At 70.8% G+C, this 16328-nt stretch carries 19 protein-coding genes and 1 tRNA gene; 15 read left to right on the top strand and 5 right to left on the bottom strand.

All coding sequences use genetic code 11. The features are described 5' to 3' along the window. Positions 1–17: 17 nt before the first annotated feature. Positions 18–1730, bottom strand: a complete 1713-nt coding sequence (locus O3X23_RS29675; protein ID WP_269274883.1) for a helicase HerA-like domain-containing protein — start codon at positions 1728–1730, stop codon at positions 18–20. A gap of 98 nt (positions 1731–1828) precedes the next feature. Here O3X23_RS29675 and O3X23_RS29670 point away from each other — a divergent pair, with 98 nt between their 5' ends. Next, a complete protein-coding gene (locus O3X23_RS29670) occupies positions 1829–2125 on the top strand; it encodes a type II toxin-antitoxin system VapB family antitoxin (RefSeq protein ID WP_138356234.1) in 297 nt (98 codons plus the stop codon). A gap of 185 nt (positions 2126–2310) precedes the next feature. Then, positions 2311–2955 carry a LytR C-terminal domain-containing protein gene (locus tag O3X23_RS29665; protein WP_269274881.1) on the top strand — a complete coding sequence of 215 codons (645 nt, stop codon included), beginning with the start codon at positions 2311–2313 and terminating at the stop codon, positions 2953–2955. 108 nt (positions 2956–3063) lie between these two features. Here the strand turns inward: O3X23_RS29665 and upp are convergent, their stop codons facing one another. Further along, entirely contained in the window at positions 3064–3699 is a 636-nt protein-coding gene (gene upp / locus O3X23_RS29660; protein WP_269274880.1) for a uracil phosphoribosyltransferase, read from the bottom strand. Between the two features lie 156 nt (positions 3700–3855). Here upp and O3X23_RS29655 point away from each other — a divergent pair, with 156 nt between their 5' ends. The 9 genes from O3X23_RS29655 (at position 3856) to O3X23_RS29615 (ending at position 9146) form a co-directional block, all read left to right on the top strand. Next, positions 3856–4119: a hypothetical protein gene (locus O3X23_RS29655; protein ID WP_269274878.1), complete on the top strand. Its 264-nt coding sequence runs from the start codon at positions 3856–3858 to the stop codon at positions 4117–4119. A 221-nt stretch (positions 4120–4340) separates the two neighbouring features. Continuing rightward, positions 4341–4880 carry a tRNA adenosine deaminase-associated protein gene (locus O3X23_RS29650; protein WP_269274876.1) on the top strand — a complete coding sequence of 180 codons (540 nt, stop codon included), beginning with the start codon at positions 4341–4343 and terminating at the stop codon, positions 4878–4880. 62 nt (positions 4881–4942) lie between these two features. Then, on the top strand, positions 4943–5449 hold the full coding sequence (locus O3X23_RS29645; protein WP_443048010.1) for a nucleoside deaminase: 507 nt from the start codon (positions 4943–4945) through the stop codon (positions 5447–5449). Positions 5450–5459: 10 nt separating this feature from the next. Beyond that, positions 5460–5546, top strand: a tRNA-Ser gene (locus O3X23_RS29640). Positions 5547–5791: 245 nt separating this feature from the next. Further along, positions 5792–5956: a hypothetical protein gene (locus O3X23_RS29635; RefSeq protein WP_187144938.1), complete on the top strand. Its 165-nt coding sequence runs from the start codon at positions 5792–5794 to the stop codon at positions 5954–5956. 28 nt (positions 5957–5984) lie between these two features. Further along, positions 5985–6278 (top strand): Dabb family protein, encoded by a 294-nt coding sequence (locus O3X23_RS29630; RefSeq protein WP_269274873.1) that lies wholly within the window; start codon positions 5985–5987, stop codon positions 6276–6278. Positions 6279–6510: 232 nt separating this feature from the next. Beyond that, positions 6511–7338: an RNA polymerase sigma factor SigF gene (locus tag O3X23_RS29625; RefSeq protein ID WP_269274966.1), complete on the top strand. Its 828-nt coding sequence runs from the start codon at positions 6511–6513 to the stop codon at positions 7336–7338. 168 nt (positions 7339–7506) lie between these two features. Beyond that, positions 7507–8343: an RNA polymerase sigma factor SigF gene (locus O3X23_RS29620; RefSeq protein ID WP_269274871.1), complete on the top strand. Its 837-nt coding sequence runs from the start codon at positions 7507–7509 to the stop codon at positions 8341–8343. Between the two features lie 44 nt (positions 8344–8387). Further along, positions 8388–9146 carry a hypothetical protein gene (locus tag O3X23_RS29615; protein ID WP_269274869.1) on the top strand — a complete coding sequence of 253 codons (759 nt, stop codon included), beginning with the start codon at positions 8388–8390 and terminating at the stop codon, positions 9144–9146. A gap of 36 nt (positions 9147–9182) precedes the next feature. Here O3X23_RS29615 and O3X23_RS29610 read toward each other — a convergent pair whose 3' ends face one another. Then, positions 9183–9371, bottom strand: a complete 189-nt coding sequence (locus O3X23_RS29610; RefSeq protein ID WP_269274867.1) for a hypothetical protein — start codon at positions 9369–9371, stop codon at positions 9183–9185. Positions 9372–9504: 133 nt separating this feature from the next. Between O3X23_RS29610 and O3X23_RS29605 the strand changes: the two genes are divergently transcribed. The 4 genes from O3X23_RS29605 to O3X23_RS29590 all read left to right on the top strand — a co-directional run bounded on the left by O3X23_RS29605 (position 9505) and on the right by O3X23_RS29590 (position 14919). Then, the gene (locus tag O3X23_RS29605) at positions 9505–10446 is read left to right on the top strand and encodes an aldo/keto reductase (RefSeq protein WP_269274865.1); all 942 of its coding nucleotides are present in this window, start codon (positions 9505–9507) and stop codon (positions 10444–10446) included. 218 nt (positions 10447–10664) lie between these two features. After that, a complete protein-coding gene (locus tag O3X23_RS29600) occupies positions 10665–11174 on the top strand; it encodes a MarR family winged helix-turn-helix transcriptional regulator (RefSeq protein ID WP_443048009.1) in 510 nt (169 codons plus the stop codon). An 11-nt stretch (positions 11175–11185) separates the two neighbouring features. Continuing rightward, a complete protein-coding gene (locus O3X23_RS29595; RefSeq protein ID WP_269274862.1) occupies positions 11186–13639 on the top strand; it encodes an MFS transporter in 2454 nt (817 codons plus the stop codon). A 452-nt stretch (positions 13640–14091) separates the two neighbouring features. After that, complete coding sequence (locus O3X23_RS29590) at positions 14092–14919, top strand: YceI family protein (protein ID WP_269274860.1); 828 nt, start codon at positions 14092–14094, stop codon at positions 14917–14919. A gap of 5 nt (positions 14920–14924) precedes the next feature. On the opposite strand, the gene O3X23_RS29585 is transcribed toward O3X23_RS29590, so the two are convergent. Beyond that, the gene (locus O3X23_RS29585; RefSeq protein ID WP_269274858.1) at positions 14925–15389 is read right to left on the bottom strand and encodes a PPOX class F420-dependent oxidoreductase; all 465 of its coding nucleotides are present in this window, start codon (positions 15387–15389) and stop codon (positions 14925–14927) included. A 70-nt stretch (positions 15390–15459) separates the two neighbouring features. Then, entirely contained in the window at positions 15460–16089 is a 630-nt protein-coding gene (locus O3X23_RS29580; protein ID WP_269274856.1) for a TetR/AcrR family transcriptional regulator, read from the bottom strand. Between the last annotated feature and the right edge of the window lie 239 nt (positions 16090–16328).

Below are 16328 nucleotides of genomic sequence, written 5' to 3'. Positions count from 1 at the left end.
GGGGCGCCGGTCGTGGGTCAGCGCTTGCGCGTGCCGAACAGCGAGCGGCTGATCTCGCGGCCGAGCTGGGTGCCCACCGAACGCGCCAGCGACTTGAAGACACCGCTGCCGATCACCTGCTGCACGACGCTCTCCTCCCCGGCGGGCGCCTTCCCTGCCGCCTTCCCCGACGGCTCATGCTTCCCCGACGCTTCGGCGGGCGCACCGGCGGGCTCCGCCCCCGCGGGCGTGGCCATGGCGACGGCGTCGGCAGCCGCGTTGAGCTTCTCGAACGCCGACTCGCGGTCGACGGCCTGCGCGTAACGGGAGAAGAGCGGCGACGACTTGACGGCCGTGTCCATCGCGGGCGCGTCGAGGGGCCCCATCAGGGACTGCGGGGCCCGCAGCCGGATGGCGGCGACCGGGGTCGGCGCGCCCTTCTCGCTGAGGACGGTGACGACGGCCTCGCCGGTCCCCAGCGCGGTCAGCAGCTCACCGAGGTCGTAGGCGGAGTTGGGGAACGTCGAGACGGTCGCCTTGAGCGCTTTGGCGTCCTCGGGGGTGAAGGCGCGCAGGGCGTGCTGGACGCGGTTGCCGAGTTGGGCGAGGACGTCGGAGGGCACGTCCTTCGGGGTCTGGGTGACGAAGAAGATGCCGACGCCCTTGGAGCGGATCAGCCGCACCGTCTGGGTGATGGCGTCGAGGAACGCCTTCGACGCGCCGTTGAAGAGCAGGTGGGCCTCGTCGAAGAAGAACACCAGCTTGGGCCGGTCGAGGTCGCCGACCTCCGGGAGGTCCTGGAAGAGGTCGGCGAGCAGCCACATCAGGAAGGTGGAGAAGAGCTGCGGCCGGTCCTGGACGGCCGGCAGTTCCAGCACCGACACCGTGCCGCGTCCGTCCGGCGCGGTCCGCAGCAGTTCGCCCGTGTCGAACTCGGGCTCGCCGAAGAACGACTCGGCGCCCTGCGCCTCGAACGCCGTCAGGGTCCGCATCAGAACGCCCGCGGTGGCGGACGAGATGCCGCCGATGTTCTTCAGCTCGCCCTTGCCGGTGTCCGAGGTGAGGAAGGCGATGACGGCCCGCAGGTCCTTGAGGTCGACCAGTTCCAGGCCCTTGGTGTCGGCGTAGTGGAAGACCAGGCCAAGGGACTGCTCCTGCGTCTGGTTGAGCCCGAGCACCTTCGACATCAGGATCGGACCGAAGCCGGTGACCGTCGCCCGCAGCGGGATGCCGGCGCCGACACCGCCGAGCGCGTAGAACTCGGCCGGGAAGCCGGACGCCGCCCAGTTCTGGCCGACCTCGGCGGTGCGCTGGGCGACCCTGTCGTTCGCCTGGCCGGGTGCGGAGATCCCGGAGACGTCGCCCTTGATGTCGGCGAGGAAGACCGGCACCCCGTTGGCCGACAGCTGCTCGGCGATGAGTTGCAGCGTCTTGGTCTTGCCGGTGCCGGTGGCGCCCGCGACGAGGCCGTGCCGGTTGAGCATGCCGAGCGGGATCCGGATCTGCGCGTCGGCGTGGCAGGTGCCGTCCCACAGCAGCGCGCCCAGGTCGAGCGCGGGGCCGGTGAAGGTGTAGCCGGCCAGGATCGCGGCGGCGGGGCCCGGCAGATCGGTGGCGGGGCGGGGAGCGTCGGCGGGTGTTCCGGACGGCGCAGCGGCGGGCGGACCGGCGGACGGCGCGGGCGACGCGCCGACGGGTGAATTCGCGGGTGGATCGGCCGGAAGTGCCGCCTGGGCTTGCGGATCGGTCATGACAGGCTCCCGCTAGGTCCGGCTATCGACGTAAATACCACCTTTGCACTCCTCCGCCACTGCTGCGCCCGCACGGGCTTGCCCGGTAGGCTTTCCGTGTGATCTTCAAGCGCATCGGAAACGGGCGGCCGTACCCCGACCACGGCCGGGTCAGCACGCGAGAGTGGGCGGATGTCGCTCCGCGTCCGGTACGCCTCGACCAACTGGTCACCACCAAGGGCCAGCTCGACCTGGAAACCCTGCTCGCCGAGGACTCCACGTTCTACGGCGACCTCTTCGCGCACGTCGTGAAGTGGCACGGTGACCTGTACCTCGAGGACGGCCTGCACCGGGCGGTCAGAGCGGCGCTGCAGCAGCGCCAGGTTCTGCATGCCCGCGTCCTGGAGATGGACTGACCGGGACACCGGGCCCGGCGGGCTGACCACTGCCGGGTTGCCCGCTACCGGGCCGGCCACTGCCGGGCCGGCCACTGCCGGGCTGACCGCTGTTCGGGGGCCGGAGTTCGCCCTTTCGGGTTCGGCACTCCGCCATTCAATGATCATTTAGTACGCTCCGGCGATGAGCGCACTACGCTGCGCCCATGAGCATGCTCACCCCTTCCGGCATGGGCGGGAAGTACCGGATCACCGGAAACCAGTACCCACGACTGGGTCGCCCGCGACGACGCGGCCGCATCGTCCTGGCCGTCGTCGCCTCGGTCGTGGTACTCGGCCTGTTCGGCTGGGGGACGGTGCAACTCATCGACGTCTTCACCGGCGGCAGCGGCAAAGGCCCCGCCCAGGCCCACCCAGCCCCGGCCAGTTGCAAGCCGACGCCCGCCGCCACGCCGAAGCCGACCGGCAAGGCCGCCCCGCTGCCCCCGCCGGCCGCGATCGGACTCACCGTCTTCAACGCGACGCCGAAGGGCGGTCTGGCCCGGGTCACCGCCGACGAGCTGGCCAAACGCGGCTTCCACGTCATCAAGTTCAGCAACGCCCCGTTCGAGTACGAGAAGAAGGTCGCCGTCCCGGCGCTGATCGTGGCCGGTCCCGCCGGTGAGCGGGCGGCACGGGTCGTCAGCACGCAGGTGGCCGGCTCCACGGTGAAGATCGACCCGAAGCGGGCCGGGCCAGCCGTGGACCTGGTGATCGGGACGGCCTACACGAAGCTGGCCGACCCGAAGGACGCCGCGAAGGCCCTGACCGCCGTGGCCACCCCGACCCCGGCACCCTCGCCGAGCTGCTAGAACGTCCATCCCCCACTCCGGCGCCCAGGACAGGACCCGGAACGGAAAAGGAGCCCCGGACCACTCAGGTCCGGGGCTCCTCGCGTACGGGGGAAGGGGGCTGTTCGACTATCCGGCGGTCCCGTAGAGCCGGTCCCCCGCGTCGCCGAGGCCCGGGACGATGTAGCTGTTCTCGTTGAGCCCCTCGTCGACCGAGGCGGTGACGACGGTGACCGGCTTGCCGGCCAGCTCCCGCTCCATGATCTCGATGCCCTCGGGCGCCGCGAGCAGCACGATCGCGGTGACGTCGTCCGCGCCGCGCTCGATGAGCAGGTTGATGGCCGCGACGAGCGTGCCGCCGGTCGCCAGCATCGGGTCGAGGACGTACACCTGGCGCCCGGAGAGGTCCTGCGGCATCCGGGTGGCGTACGTCTTCGCCTCCAGGGTCTCCTCGTCACGGATCATGCCCAGGAAACCGACCTCGGCGGTCGGCAGCAGGCGCACCATGCCGTCCAGCATGCCCAGACCGGCCCGCAGGATCGGGACGACGAGCGGGCGCGGGTACGAGAGCCGGACGCCGGTGGTCGGAGCGACCGGGGTCCGGATGTCGACCTGCTCGGTACGCACGTCACGGGTCGCCTCGTAGGCGAGCAGAGTGACGAGTTCATCGGCCAGCCGACGGAAGGTCGGCGAGTCGGTGCGCTCGTCGCGCAGGGTGGTGAGCTTGTGCGCGACCAGTGGGTGGTCGACTACGTGGATCCGCATGCACTCGACATTAACCGAGTCCCAGGGGTCCCCGCCGCCGCTCCCGGCCACCGCCCCCTCTCGCCGCCGGCAGGCATCAAACCGCCCGGTAGAGGGAAACTGTGCACATACGCCCGGAGCGCCCCCGGGTGACCCGACCCCCCACGGGTGGTGCACATGCCGGAGCCGAGCAAGAGCGGTGACAAGCCGGGAGACCCCGGTCAGCCGAAAGCGCAGAACAAGCCGACCAGCCGCACGAAGCTGGACAAACAGAGCAAACGCAAGACCCAGGAGGAACGCGACGCGGAGCGCCGCAGACGCCGGGTGATGTTCCTGCGCGAGCTCAACGAGGCCAAGGAGCTGCGCGAGCGCGTCCAGCCGCGCAGGGCGCGCGCGGCGCGGATGCGGCAGGCCATGCGAATGCGCACCTTCCGCTGGTAGTCGTCCCGCCCCTGCCGAACGCCCCGGAATCGCTGCGGGGGCGGGCTTGAGGACGCCTCGAGAGGGTGGCCGGCGAGGGCTTCCGGAGCCGGACGTGATGAAGACCTGGCACGTCGGACTGCGGAAGACCCTTCGCAAAGCCCAGGTTTCTGCCACGATGCCGAGTGGGTGGGGTACTCCCCGCCCGGTCCGGACGGCCTGAGACCTGTGGGAGAGTCCCGGTGTACTTCGCCGCACTGCTCGCGCGCAACGAGAACGGTTGGCAAGCGAGCGAACCTGATCTCGACGATGTGGAAACCCTCGGCGACCTGAGCGACCTGGCCCGTGCGGCCATCGCCGAGGAGGAAACGGTTCTGGTCTTCATCGAGCAGGAGGATGCCTGGTTCGGCGTCATCCGGGTCGATGGCGAGGAGGACCCCAGGATCTATGTGTCCGATGCCGCCGCGGCGGCCCGCAGCTCGTACGGGGAGATCCTGCTCACCGACGAACTACTCGGCCGGGACCCCGAGGACCCCCTCGACCTGGTCGACCTCGACGGCACCGAGGACGGCGACGACGACAGTGACGAGGACGTGGTCCCCGGCCCGGCCGAGGACCACGTGCCGGCCGGCCCGCTCGGCGAGGCCGGCCTGCTCTCCGATCTCGGCATGAGCGACAAGGAGCTGCTGGACCTCAGCGGCGACGGCGCGCTCACCGGCGAGGCGCTCGGTGAGATCGCCGAGGCGATCGGCTGTGCCGACGTGCTGGAGGCGGTCCGCTGAGCGCCCACCCACCCCCGCCCGGTCCCCCGCGCGACGCGCTGCGCGATCCGTGGACCGGGCCGATGCGCCATGCCCTGGAAGAGGCCGGGCTAGCCCCGCGCACCGGCGATGTGCCGGTGGGCGCGGTCGTGCTCTCCCCGGACGGCGTGGTCATCGGCCGGGGCCGCAACGAACGCGAGGCGACCGGTGACCCGACGGCCCACGCCGAGGTCCTCGCGATCCGCGATGCCGCGAAGGCATTGAGGGGGACGCCGCGAAGCGGCTCGGACACGGGTGGTGGTGGGCGACGGGCGGGAGAGTGGCGGCTGACCGGCTGCACCCTCGTCGTCACGCTGGAGCCGTGCACCATGTGCGCGGGCGCGATCGTCCTCTCCCGCCTCGACCGTGTCGTGTACGGCGCGCTGGACGAGAAGGGCGGCGCGGTGGGCTCCCTGTGGGACGTCGTCCGGGACCGCCGCCTGAACCACCGCCCCGAAGTCATCCAGGGTGTACTGGCCGAGGAGTGCGCCGCCCTCCTCACCCACTTCTTCCGCTCAGACGATTTCGGAGCACGGCCTCCCGTGGGCTAAGCTCTCTCTCGGTAGCGTGTCCGAGTGGCCTAAGGAGCACGCCTCGAAAGCGTGTGTGGGGGCAACTTCACCGTGGGTTCAAATCCCACCGCTACCGCTCTTGAGCATGACGACGAAAGCCCCGCCTCTCACGAGGCGGGGCTTTCGTCGTTCACCGAGGTCTGTCGTGCGCGGTGGCGATGGCGCGGCGGGTGGGCGGCGATCTTGGGGACGTTCCGCCTAAAGCGCCGGTTGGACCGCTGGCGGGCCGCTCATTGGGCCGTTCGATGGATAGACTCCACCGATCGCACGCTCAGGCAGCCGGCTGGGGGCTGTCGACTGCTGCCGGGGAGGGCAAGGGGCATGGCGCAGGCGAAAAAGGTCACTATGTACGTTCTCGTTGTCTTCGTGCTGTACACGATCATCACGCAGCCGGCGCGCGCCGCTGATCTTGTGCAGGTAGGGTTCGAGGGCATTTCGAACGCCGCGAGGGGTATCGGAGAGTTCATGCACGAGCTGGTCAACTGACCGGCATGGTGCCGGTGAGGAGTTCCGCGTGATCCGCCATCTGGTTCTGTTCAAGCTCGGAGACGGGGTCGGCCGGGACGAGTCCCGGGTCGTCGCCGGAGCACGGGCGTTCGAGGAGCTCGGCGGGTTGATTCCCGAGCTGACCTCGTGGGAGTGCGGCTGGAACATCACCGACCGGCCGATCGCTTACGACTTCGCGATCAACTCGTCGGTCGCGGACGCCGCCGACCTGAAGACGTATCTGGAGCACCCCGCACACCAGGCGGCGGCGGGCCAGTGGCGTGAATTCGCGACCTGGGTGATCGCCGACTACCCCTTCTGACGGTGCGGGCCCGCGGGCCCGCCCGATGGCCCCTCCACCCGTCCCGGCCGGTCCCCCCGCCGGTCACACGGCCTGTCGCCCAGCCCCCCGCCCACCGGTCGGGGGGCTTTGTCGCGTCCCGTCACGGTCAACTCACCGCTCAACACGGCGTTATTAGGTGCTTGCGTACAGTGCACATGAATTGTGATGCTATGACCGCTTTTGCCGGATGAGTGGACCGATGAGGGGTGGTGTGTCCGTGTCGGCCCGAACGGCGTCAACAACTTTCGCCCGCAGTAGGACGAGTACGCCCAATGCCAACGCCCTGGAGGCGCGGGCGCTGACGACCGTGCTGTTCGAGGAGATCTCCCAACTCGAACCCGGGACGCCCGAACACGCACGCGTACGGGCCGCGCTGATCGAGGTCAACCTGCCCCTCGTCCGCTACGCGGCGGCCCGCTTCCGCAGCCGGAACGAGCCCATGGAGGACGTCGTCCAGGTCGGCACCATCGGGCTGATCAACGCGATCGACCGGTTCGATCCGGAGCGCGGGGTGCAGTTCCCGACCTTCGCCATGCCCACCGTGGTGGGGGAGATCAAACGTTACTTCAGGGACAACGTGCGGACCGTTCACGTGCCCCGCCGGCTCCATGAGCTGTGGGTTCAGGTGAGCGGGGCGATCGAGGACCTGACGGTGCTACACGGCCGTTCGCCGACGACCGGGGAGATCGCGGAGCGGCTGAAGCTGGCCGAGGAGGAGGTGCTCGCCTGTCTGGAGGCGGGGCGGGCGTACCACGCGACCTCGCTGGAGGCCGCACAGGAGGGCGACGGGGCTCCGGGGCTGCTGGACCGGCTCGGGTACGAGGATCCGGCGCTCGTCGGAGTCGAACACCGCGACCTCGTCCGGCACCTGCTCGTACAACTGCCCGAACGGGAGCGGCGGATCCTGATGCTGCGGTATTTCGGCAATCTGACGCAGTCCCAGATCAGTGCCGAGCTCGGCGTCTCGCAGATGCACGTGTCCCGGCTGCTCTCCCGCAGCTTCGCCCGGCTGAGGTCCGCAAACCAGCTCGAAGCGTAACCCTTGAGGAGGAACCGTCCTGCGGAAATATGTCGACTTGGCGCTACAGCGTGTTGCCGACATGTGACATTCTGCAGGAACCGCGTTTGTCGCGACCCGGCCTCCGGTATTCAGGTGGAGGAACAAACCGTCGTTCGCGACACCCGTCCGCGACCTCAAGGGGGTGGCATGTCCGTTCAGGTGGGCAGTCCTCAGGTGCGCCGTACCAGCGCACCAATCGATGCACGCACCGGCGAAGCCATCGACACCCGCACGCTGTCCCGTTCGCTGTTCCTGCGCCTTGCGGAACTGGCCCAGGACAGTCCGGAGAGAACCTATGTGCGTGACACGCTCATCGAGCTGAATCTGCCACTTGTTCGGTATGCGGCGGCCCGCTTCCGCAGCCGCAACGAGCCGATGGAAGACATCGTCCAAGTGGGCACGATCGGCCTGATCAAGGCCATCGACCGCTTCGACTGCAACCGCGGCGTGGAGTTCCCGACGTTCGCGATGCCCACCATCGTCGGCGAGGTGAAGCGGTTCTTCCGCGACACGTCGTGGTCGGTGCGGGTGCCGCGGCGGCTGCAGGAGCTGCGGCTGGCGCTCACCAAGGCGAGCGACGAGCTGGCGCAGAAGCTGGACAGGTCGCCGACGGTGGCCGAACTGGCGGTCTGCCTGGGCGTGTCCGAGGAGGACGTCGTCGACGGCCTCGCGGTCGGCAACGCCTACACGGCCAGCTCGCTGGACTCACCGCCGCCGGAGGACGACGGCGGCGGCGGTGAGGGCACCCTCGCGGACCGCCTCGGCTACGAGGACACCGCGCTGGAAGGCGTGGAGTACCGCGAGTCGCTCAAGCCGCTGCTGGCCCAACTGCCGCCGCGTGAGCGCCAGATCATCATGCTGCGGTTCTTCGCGAACATGACGCAGTCGCAGATCGGCGAGGAGGTCGGCATCTCCCAGATGCACGTCTCCCGGCTGCTCACCCGTACGCTCGCACAGCTCCGGGACGGCCTGACAGCGGAATAGACCGGCCCGCCAGTCTGCTGACGTTCCGTCAGTAGACTGGCGCGATGGTCGCGATAGCACGGATGTCTGGCCGCCGGGGCGCGGCACTCGCCGTCCCGGCGGTGGGCGCGGTCCTGCTGCTGGCGATGACGACGGCCGGCTGCGGAGCGGCGGGCGACGACGGGTACGTGGCGGTCGGCGGGGTCGGTCCCTCGCAGGGCGGCGCGACGGGGGACGTACCGCCGGTCGGACCGGTCGTGATGGTGCCGCTGGACGGCCCCGCGCCGCCGGGTCCCGGCAGTGGCGCACCGTCCGCGCCCGGCTCGGCGCCGAACTCGACTCCCGGATCGACCGGGGCACCTCCCGGCTCGACGGGGGGCCCGGGTACGACCCCGGGAACCGCGCACGGCGGCTCCACCGCGCCGGGGAAGGGGCCGGCCGGGACATCACCGCCGGGAGGCAGTGGCCCGACGACGCCCGTGCCACCCGGAACGACTCCGCCGCACACGACCCCGCCGGCGACCCCCGCACGGCTGACCGTGAGCACGCCGAAGCGCGCTCCGGCCGCGGACCGGTGGTGCGAGAAGGTGACGGTCACCTTCACCAATTCCGGCGGCAGAGCGGCGACTTCCGGCAACGTCACCTTCGGCACCCACATCATCGGCGGCCTCGGCATCGACTGGGCGACGATCGAGACCACGAAGCCGGTGCCGGTGCCCCTGGCGGGCGGCGCCTCCACGGCGCGGTCCTGGGAGGTCTGCGTGGACGCCTGGCGCGTGCCGCTGGGCATGCACATCGAGACCCGGGACGTCACCCTTGCGTGAGCGACGTGCCCCGGGCCGTTGCCGGCGGGCGGTGCGTCAGCGCATCGCGAGCGCGACGACGCCGGCGATCACCAGGACGGCGACGACGATGCCGATGATCAGGCCCACGCGCTTGCCGGACCCGGTCTGGGCCTGCTGCTGCTGCAGTTGCTGCGGCTCCTCGACGAAGGCGCGGAACATCTGGGTGTCGCCGGCGGGGTCGTAGTTGTTCTCAGGGTTCGACATGCTGCCCGACCTTAGCGAACAAGCGGAATCCCGGGCACCCCCGGGTGTATCTCCAGCCATCCCCTCACGGCGCATACGGGACCATTCGGCCTGCTCAGGAATACCGTCCGCCGCGACCGGGTTGAAGGTGCCCATGGCACGCATCGGAACATCTGATCTGGACGTCTTCCCGCTCGCCCTCGGCGGCAACGTGTTCGGCTGGACGGCCGACGAGGCGGAGAGCTTCGCCGTACTGGACGCGTACACGGCTGCGGGCGGCAACTTCGTCGACACCGCCGACGCCTACTCGGCGTGGGTTCCGGGCAACTCGGGCGGTGAGTCGGAGACCCTCATCGGGAAATGGCTGGCCTCCCGCGGCAACCGGGAGACGGTGGTGATCGCGACCAAGGTCAGCAGCCACCCGGACTTCAAGGGGCTGCGGGCCGGGAACATCCGGGCCGCCGCCGAGGCGTCGCTGCGCCGGCTCGGCACCGAGTACATCGACCTCTACTACACGCACTTCGACGACCCGCAGGTCCCGGTCGAGGAGATCATCGGCGCCCTGGACGAGCTGGTGCGCGAGGGCAAGGTGCGGCAGATCGCCGCGTCCAACATCTCCCCGGAGCGGCTCTCCGCCTCGCTGCTCTTCTCGCAGCGCGAGGGGCTGGCCTCGTACGTCGCCCTCCAGCAGCTCTACAACCTGGTGGAGCGCACGGAGTACGAGGCGGAGACGGCCGATGTCGTCGCCTCGCACGGCCTGTCGTCGGTCCCCTACTCCGCGCTGGCCTCGGGCTTCCTGACCGGGAAGTACCGGGCGGGCGTCGCGGTGGACAGCGCGCGGGCGGGCAAGGCGGGCACGTACCTGGCCACCGAGCGGGGTCAGCGGGTGCTGGTGGCGCTGGACGAGGTCGCGCAGGCGCACGACGCCGAGGTCCCGACCGTCGCGCTGGCCTGGCTGGCGGCGCAGCCGACGGTCGCGGCGCCGATCGCCAGCGCACGCACCGTGGAGCAGCTGCCGGCGCTGCTGGCGGTGGCGGACCTGAAGCTGACGCCGGAGCAGCTGAACCGGCTGACGGCCGCGTCCGCGTCCGCCTGACGATCGTGTCCCTCTGACGATCGTCTCCGTCTGACCTGGGATTATGACGTAGTAGGCGCACATTTCACGCAAGGGCCGCCCGTCTCGCTTTGCCGGAGACGGGCGGTTCTTTTGGGTTTTCTTGACCCGATGTGGACCCAATTCATTTGCCTGTAGCAACCAACCACTCCTACAGTTGCTTAAGGCAACCAAATGGCGACGAGAGGATCGGCGGGGCTGTGGCGTCGAAGGAGCACTGCGTGGAGCTCGCACGCCAGCTGCGTGTCGTCGTCGGCGTCGGCCGGGAGGTGGGCCGGGCGCTGCCGCCCGAGACCCCGCCCGCGATCGTCGGGGCGCTCATGGCACTCGGCCGGTACGGCGAGATGCGCATGAGCAAGCTCGCCGAATATCTCGATATCGACATATCGGTCACCAGTCGACATGTCGCCCATCTTGCCGAGCGCGGTTGGATCGTCCGCACGGCCGATGCCCTGGACAGACGATCCCGGCTGCTGCGCCTGAGCGCGCGCGGGGAAAAGGTGCTGGCCGCCTCTTCCGACCGCGCCGCCGAGGTGCTGGCGGCCCACCTGAGCGATTGGTCCGACGACGACGTCGACCAGCTGTCCGGCCTGCTGGAGCGGATGCGCCTGAGTTTCGGCGACTGCCGCCCCCGGCCCTACGCGGCCGACAGCGCCGACCCGGGCGCCCTGGCCGGCGCACCCCACCCACCCCGTACACACGCGAACTGACAAGGACGAAGATGGCTACAACCACACCCACCGGTGTGCGGGAGGCGGAAGCCCACGGCGGGCACCCCGCCCCCATGTCGCACCGGCAGATCATGGAGGCGCTGTCCGGGCTGTTGCTCGGCCTCTTCGTGGCGATCCTCTCGTCCACGATCGTCTCCAACGCCCTGCCCGCCATCCTCGCGGACATCGGCGGCGGCCAGAGCGCGTACACCTGGGTGGTCACCGCGGCCCTGCTCGCGGTCACCGCCACCACCCCGCTCTGGGGCAAGATGTCCGACCTGGTCAGCAAGAAGCTGCTGATCCAGATAGCCCTGGTCATCTACGTGCTCGGCTCGATCATCGCCGGGTTCTCGACCAACCCCGGCATGCTGATCGCCTGCCGCGTGCTCCAGGGCGTCGGCGCCGGCGGTCTGTCGGCCCTCACCCAGGTGATCATGGCGGCGATGATCTCCCCGCGCGAGCGCGGCCGCTACAGCGGCTACCTCGGCGCGGTCTTCGCCGTCGCGACCGTCGGCGGCCCGCTGGTCGGCGGCGTCATCGTCGACACCGACTGGCTCGGCTGGCGCTGGTGCTTCTACGTCGGCGTTCCGTTCGCGATCATCGCGCTCATCGTGCTGCAGAAGACGCTGCACCTGCCGGTGGTCAAGCGGAAGGTCAAGATCGACTGGTCCGGGGCGTTCGTCATCTCCGCCGCCGTCAGCCTGCTGATGATCTGGGTCTCGCTCGGCGGCACCAACTTCGCGTGGATCTCCTGGCAGACCTACGTGATGGTGCCCGGCGCCCTCCTGCTCGGCCTCGTCTTCCTGCTGGTCGAGTCCAAGGCGTCCGAGCCGATCATTCCGCTGCGGCTGTTCCGCAACAAGACGATCACCCTCACCTCGATCGCCTCCCTCTTCGTCGGCGTCGCGATGTTCGCCGGCACCGTCTTCCTCAGCCAGTACTTCCAGTTGGCGCGCGGCAAGACCCCGACCATGTCCGGCGTGATGACCATCCCGCTCATCGCGGGTCTGTTCATCTCCTCGACCGTCTCGGGCCAGGTCATCACCAGGACCGGCCGCTGGAAGGGCTTCCTGGTCGGTGGCGGCCTCTTCCTCACCGCCGGCTCGGCGACGCTGGGCCTGCTGCGCTACGACACCCCGTACTGGCAGGTCGCCGTCTACATGGCCCTCCTGGGGCTCGGCGTCGGCATGATGATGCAGAACCTCGTGCTCGCCGTGCAGAACCAGGTCACGCCGGCGGACCTCGGCGCGGCCAGCTCGCTCGTCACGTTCTTCCGCTCGCTCGGTGGCGCGGTCGGCGTGTCGGCGCTGGGTGCCGTCCTCGGCAACCGCGTCACGAACCTGGTGTCCGACGGCCTGGCGGCTCTCGGCATCAAGGGCGGCGACGGTGGCGGCATCCCGGACGTGGCCAAGCTCCCGGCCCCGGTCAGGGGCGTCGTGGAGAGCGCGTACGGGCGCGGCATCGGCGATGTCTTCCTGTACGCGGCACCGTGCGCGCTCATCGCCCTCCTCCTGGTCATCTTCGTCAAGGAGGTCGCGCTCAAGACCAACAGCGGTCTGCAGCAGAGCGCGGCCCCCGCTCCGGCCGGCGGCACCGAGCGCGCCGGCGGCGCGGGGACAGCCGTGTCCGCGACCTCCTTCGCCAAGGAGGTGGCCGCCATGACCCCGGTGGCGGTGCTGGACGACCGGCCCGGCGACGACGGCACGGCCGTGTTCGGAACCGTCAAGATCACCGACGGCACGGCCATCAACCACGCGAAGGTCACGCTGATCTCGCTCCAGGGAGAGCAGTTGGGCAGGTCCGTCACCGGAACCGACGGCCGCTACCTCCTCCAGGCGCCCGGCGCCGGCTCGTACGTCCTCATCGCGGCGGCCGACGGCCACCAGCCGCAGGCGGCGACCGTGCTGGTCGGCGACGCCGCACTCCCCTTCGACGTGGTGCTCAGCGGCGCCGGCGGACTCGCCGGAACCGTGCTGGGCGCGATCGACAGCCTGCCGGTCGTCGAGGCGATGGTCGTCGTGACCGATGTGCGCGGCGAGGTGCTGGGCACCGGGAAGACCGATGACGGCGGCACGTTCGCCTTCGCCGAGCTGCCCGCGGGCGACTTCACCGTCGCCGTGAACGCCCCCGGCTTCCGGCCGGCCGCGCTGCCCGTCGAGATCGGCGGCAGCGGCGCCACCCGCGTCGAGGTCGTGCTGCAGCCCGGCGCACAGGTGCGCGGCGTCGTACGGGCGGGCGCCGACCGGCGGCCGCTGCCGGACGCCAAGGTCGTCCTCGTCGACGCGGCGGGGAACGTGGCCGGCACCACGACCACGGGCGCGGACGGCGCGTACGCCTTCACGGACCTCGACGCGGGCGAGTACTCGCTCGTCGCGAGCGGTTACCCGCCGCTGGCCACCGCGTTGAGCCTGCAGGGGCGCGGCGCCGAGGAGTTCGACGTCGAGCTCAACCACCCCGAGGGGTAACGGGAACGGCCCCCGGACTCCGGGGGACAGACTTCCGGACGGTCGGCCCGCACTCCTGCGGAGAGGTGCGGGCCGGTCCGGAGGAACCGGGATCCGGAGCGACGGCCGGAGCAGGGGACGGCCGAGGCCGTCGCGCCGGATCCCCTAGGACCTGTCGTCAAACTGGCGGCGTCCGCCCGCAGGGCGGGCCCGGCGGTGTCTGGTGCGTGCGACGGCAAGGCGGAGGGTCGCCCCTGTACTGGACGTACTGGGGTGAGCCCGACAACTGGGGGCACCCCCAGCGGTAGCTGGGGGACGGCGTGCGTGCCAGGCGCCGCCGGGCAGGCGCCAGTTTGACGACAGGTCCTAGCCGGGCGGGCTCGTCCAACGGGCCCGCCCGGCGATCAACGGCATCACCGCACCACAGCCGGGGCCCCCGGGCACCGGCGGGACTTCACGAGAGGCGAACCCCGATGAGCAGCCCCGGCCTGCGGGCCCGCGTACGCACCAGGGACGGCTGGGCCGTGTCGCACGCGGTGCTGACCGTCACCGATATGACGGGCAGTCAAGTAGACCGCCGGGAGGCGGATGCCGACGGCGTCGTCCGTACCGGACCGCTGCCCGCCGGCGCCTACACCGCCATCGTGACCGCGATCGGCTACCTCCCGGCGGCCTCGACCGCGATCGTCACCGCGGCGGGTTCCGCCGACGCGGGCACCGTGACCCTCTCCCGCGCGGGCGGCGTCGAACTGCCGCCGCCCGGCACCTGGACCATCGACCCCGCGCACTCCTCCGTCACCGCGACCGCCCAGCACCTCGGGATATCCAGCGTGCAGGGCCGGTTCACGGAGTTCGCCGGCCGGATCGAGATCGACGGGCGGACGGCCGCGTCATCCGTCGTCGCCATCATCGAGGCCGCGTCCATCGACACCGGCAACACCCTGCGGGACGGTCACCTGCGCTCCCCCGACTTCCTCGACACCGAGGCCCACTCCAAGATCCTGTACCGCAGCACGGGCGGCCTGGAGCCGGCCGGCGAGGACCGCTGGACCGTGCAGGGCGAGCTGACCCTGCACGGCGTGACGCGGCCCGTCGACCTCGACCTCGCCTACCTCGGTACGGGACCGGACCCGTGGGGCGGTGTGCGCACCGCCTTCCGCGCCACCACCGAGCTGCGCCGCGCCGACTTCGCGATGAACTACAACCAGGTCGTCCAGGCCGGGATCGCCGCCATCGGCACCACGTTGAAGGTCGAACTCGCCATCCAGGCGGTACGCGGGGCCGAGCTGCCGACAGCGTAGGGCCGCTACGCGAGCCGGGCCGGGAAGCCGCCCGTCGCGATCGGGCCCCAGCGCTCGGGGGTGACGCGGATCAGCGACTTGCCCTGCTTGATCATCGCGGCCCGGTACTCGTCCCAGTCCGGGTGCTCACCGGAGATGTTGCGGAAGTACTCGACGAGCGGCTCGACGGAGTCCGGCGCGTCGACGACCTCGGCCGAGCCGTCGATCTGCACCCACGGGCCGTTCCATTCGTCCGACAGGACGATGACGCTGGTCCGCGGATCCCGGCGGGCGTTGGCGGTCTTGGCGCGCTCCGGATACGTCGACATGACGATCCGCCCGGAGTCGTCGACGCCGCAGGTCAGCGGCGAGCCCTGGGGGCGGCCGTCCGCGCGGGTGGTGAGCAGGATCGCGCGGTGGCGCGGCCGGACGAACGCCAGCAGCTCGTCGAGGGACGCCGTGGTGTTGGTGGCAATGGTTTTGGGAGCCATGCGGAAACCCTACGCGGCGGCCTTCCCGCCGCTCCGGTGCCGCGGCCCGGCGAGGCGGGTCCTCAGGCCCTCACGTCCTCAGGTGCCGGTCGCGCATCGCCTCGATGCCGGCGATCACGCAGTCCAGCCCGAAGGTGAAGTCGCGCTCGCGCTGCTGGGCGCCCCACCGAACCTCGACCGCGCCGAAGCCGTAGACGTACGGGAGGACGCAGCCGAGCGCGCCGGTCTGCTGCTCGGGTGCCAGGCCGGATCGGGCCATGGCGCGCGCCGAGAGGTTCGCGAAGTCCGCCGCCAGCGGGCCGATGTTGGGGTACGTGCCGATGAGGTGCGCCGTCCAGGGATGGGCCACCAGCATCGCCCGGTAGCCGCGGGCGAGTTCGCGCACCTCGTCGCGCCAGTCGGCGTCCGCCTCCTCGGGCGGCAGCTCGATCTCGCCGTGCACCGCGTCCAGGACGCGCTCCAGCAGGTCGTCCTTGGTGTCGACGTACCAGTAGACGGACATCGCGGTCACCCCCAGCTCGGCGGCGAGCCTGCGCATCGAGAACGTGGCGAGGCCGCCGCTGTCGAGCAGCCGGACGGTGGTCGCGACGATCCTGTCGCGGTCCAGACCGGCCGGCTGCTCGCTGCGGCGCTTCCCGGCCGGACGTTCCCGCAGCCACACGCTGGCCGCGGGCGTGGTCCCGCGGCTGTCCTCGGCCATGGCGGGCGTTCCCTTCGAGGTGTTCCGGGATCGGCGTGGTGTTCCGGAGGTCGGCGTGGCGATCCGGGAGGTCTGCGTGGCGTGGCGGGGTCGACGGGCCTGAGGGCTGCCCGCATCCGATGCTATGCCGCTTCCGGCCGCTCGGCCCGGCACAAGGGCGGTGTCCGCAGGTCATGTGACCTGCGGACACCGCCCACCCCGTCGTCCCGCGTCAGCGCGTCGCGGGGGTAGGCAGGGGG

It is taken from the genome of Streptomyces sp. H39-S7 (assembly GCF_027158205.1).
Classification (GTDB): Bacteria; Actinomycetota; Actinomycetes; order Streptomycetales; family Streptomycetaceae; genus Actinacidiphila.
This window is presented reverse-complemented; position numbering and strand designations above follow the sequence as displayed.

Excerpts from the sequence above, each read along its gene's own strand:
- O3X23_RS29675 (WP_269274883.1), bottom strand. The coding sequence starts at position 1,730 with ATGACCGATCCGCAAGCCCAGGCGGCACTTCCGGCCGATCCACCCGCG.
- O3X23_RS29665 (WP_269274881.1), top strand. The coding sequence starts at position 2,311 with ATGAGCATGCTCACCCCTTCCGGCATGGGCGGGAAGTACCGGATCACC.
- upp (WP_269274880.1), bottom strand. The coding sequence starts at position 3,699 with ATGCGGATCCACGTAGTCGACCACCCACTGGTCGCGCACAAGCTCACC.
- O3X23_RS29655 (WP_269274878.1), top strand. The coding sequence starts at position 3,856 with ATGCCGGAGCCGAGCAAGAGCGGTGACAAGCCGGGAGACCCCGGTCAG.
- O3X23_RS29645 (WP_443048010.1), top strand. The coding sequence starts at position 4,943 with ATGCGCCATGCCCTGGAAGAGGCCGGGCTAGCCCCGCGCACCGGCGAT.
- O3X23_RS29635 (WP_187144938.1), top strand. The coding sequence starts at position 5,792 with ATGGCGCAGGCGAAAAAGGTCACTATGTACGTTCTCGTTGTCTTCGTG.
- O3X23_RS29620 (WP_269274871.1), top strand. The coding sequence starts at position 7,507 with ATGTCCGTTCAGGTGGGCAGTCCTCAGGTGCGCCGTACCAGCGCACCA.
- O3X23_RS29615 (WP_269274869.1), top strand. The coding sequence starts at position 8,388 with ATGGTCGCGATAGCACGGATGTCTGGCCGCCGGGGCGCGGCACTCGCC.
- O3X23_RS29610 (WP_269274867.1), bottom strand. The coding sequence starts at position 9,371 with ATGTCGAACCCTGAGAACAACTACGACCCCGCCGGCGACACCCAGATG.
- O3X23_RS29605 (WP_269274865.1), top strand. The coding sequence starts at position 9,505 with ATGGCACGCATCGGAACATCTGATCTGGACGTCTTCCCGCTCGCCCTC.
- O3X23_RS29595 (WP_269274862.1), top strand. The coding sequence starts at position 11,186 with ATGGCTACAACCACACCCACCGGTGTGCGGGAGGCGGAAGCCCACGGC.
- O3X23_RS29590 (WP_269274860.1), top strand. The coding sequence starts at position 14,092 with ATGAGCAGCCCCGGCCTGCGGGCCCGCGTACGCACCAGGGACGGCTGG.
- O3X23_RS29585 (WP_269274858.1), bottom strand. The coding sequence starts at position 15,389 with ATGGCTCCCAAAACCATTGCCACCAACACCACGGCGTCCCTCGACGAG.
- O3X23_RS29580 (WP_269274856.1), bottom strand. The coding sequence starts at position 16,089 with ATGGCCGAGGACAGCCGCGGGACCACGCCCGCGGCCAGCGTGTGGCTG.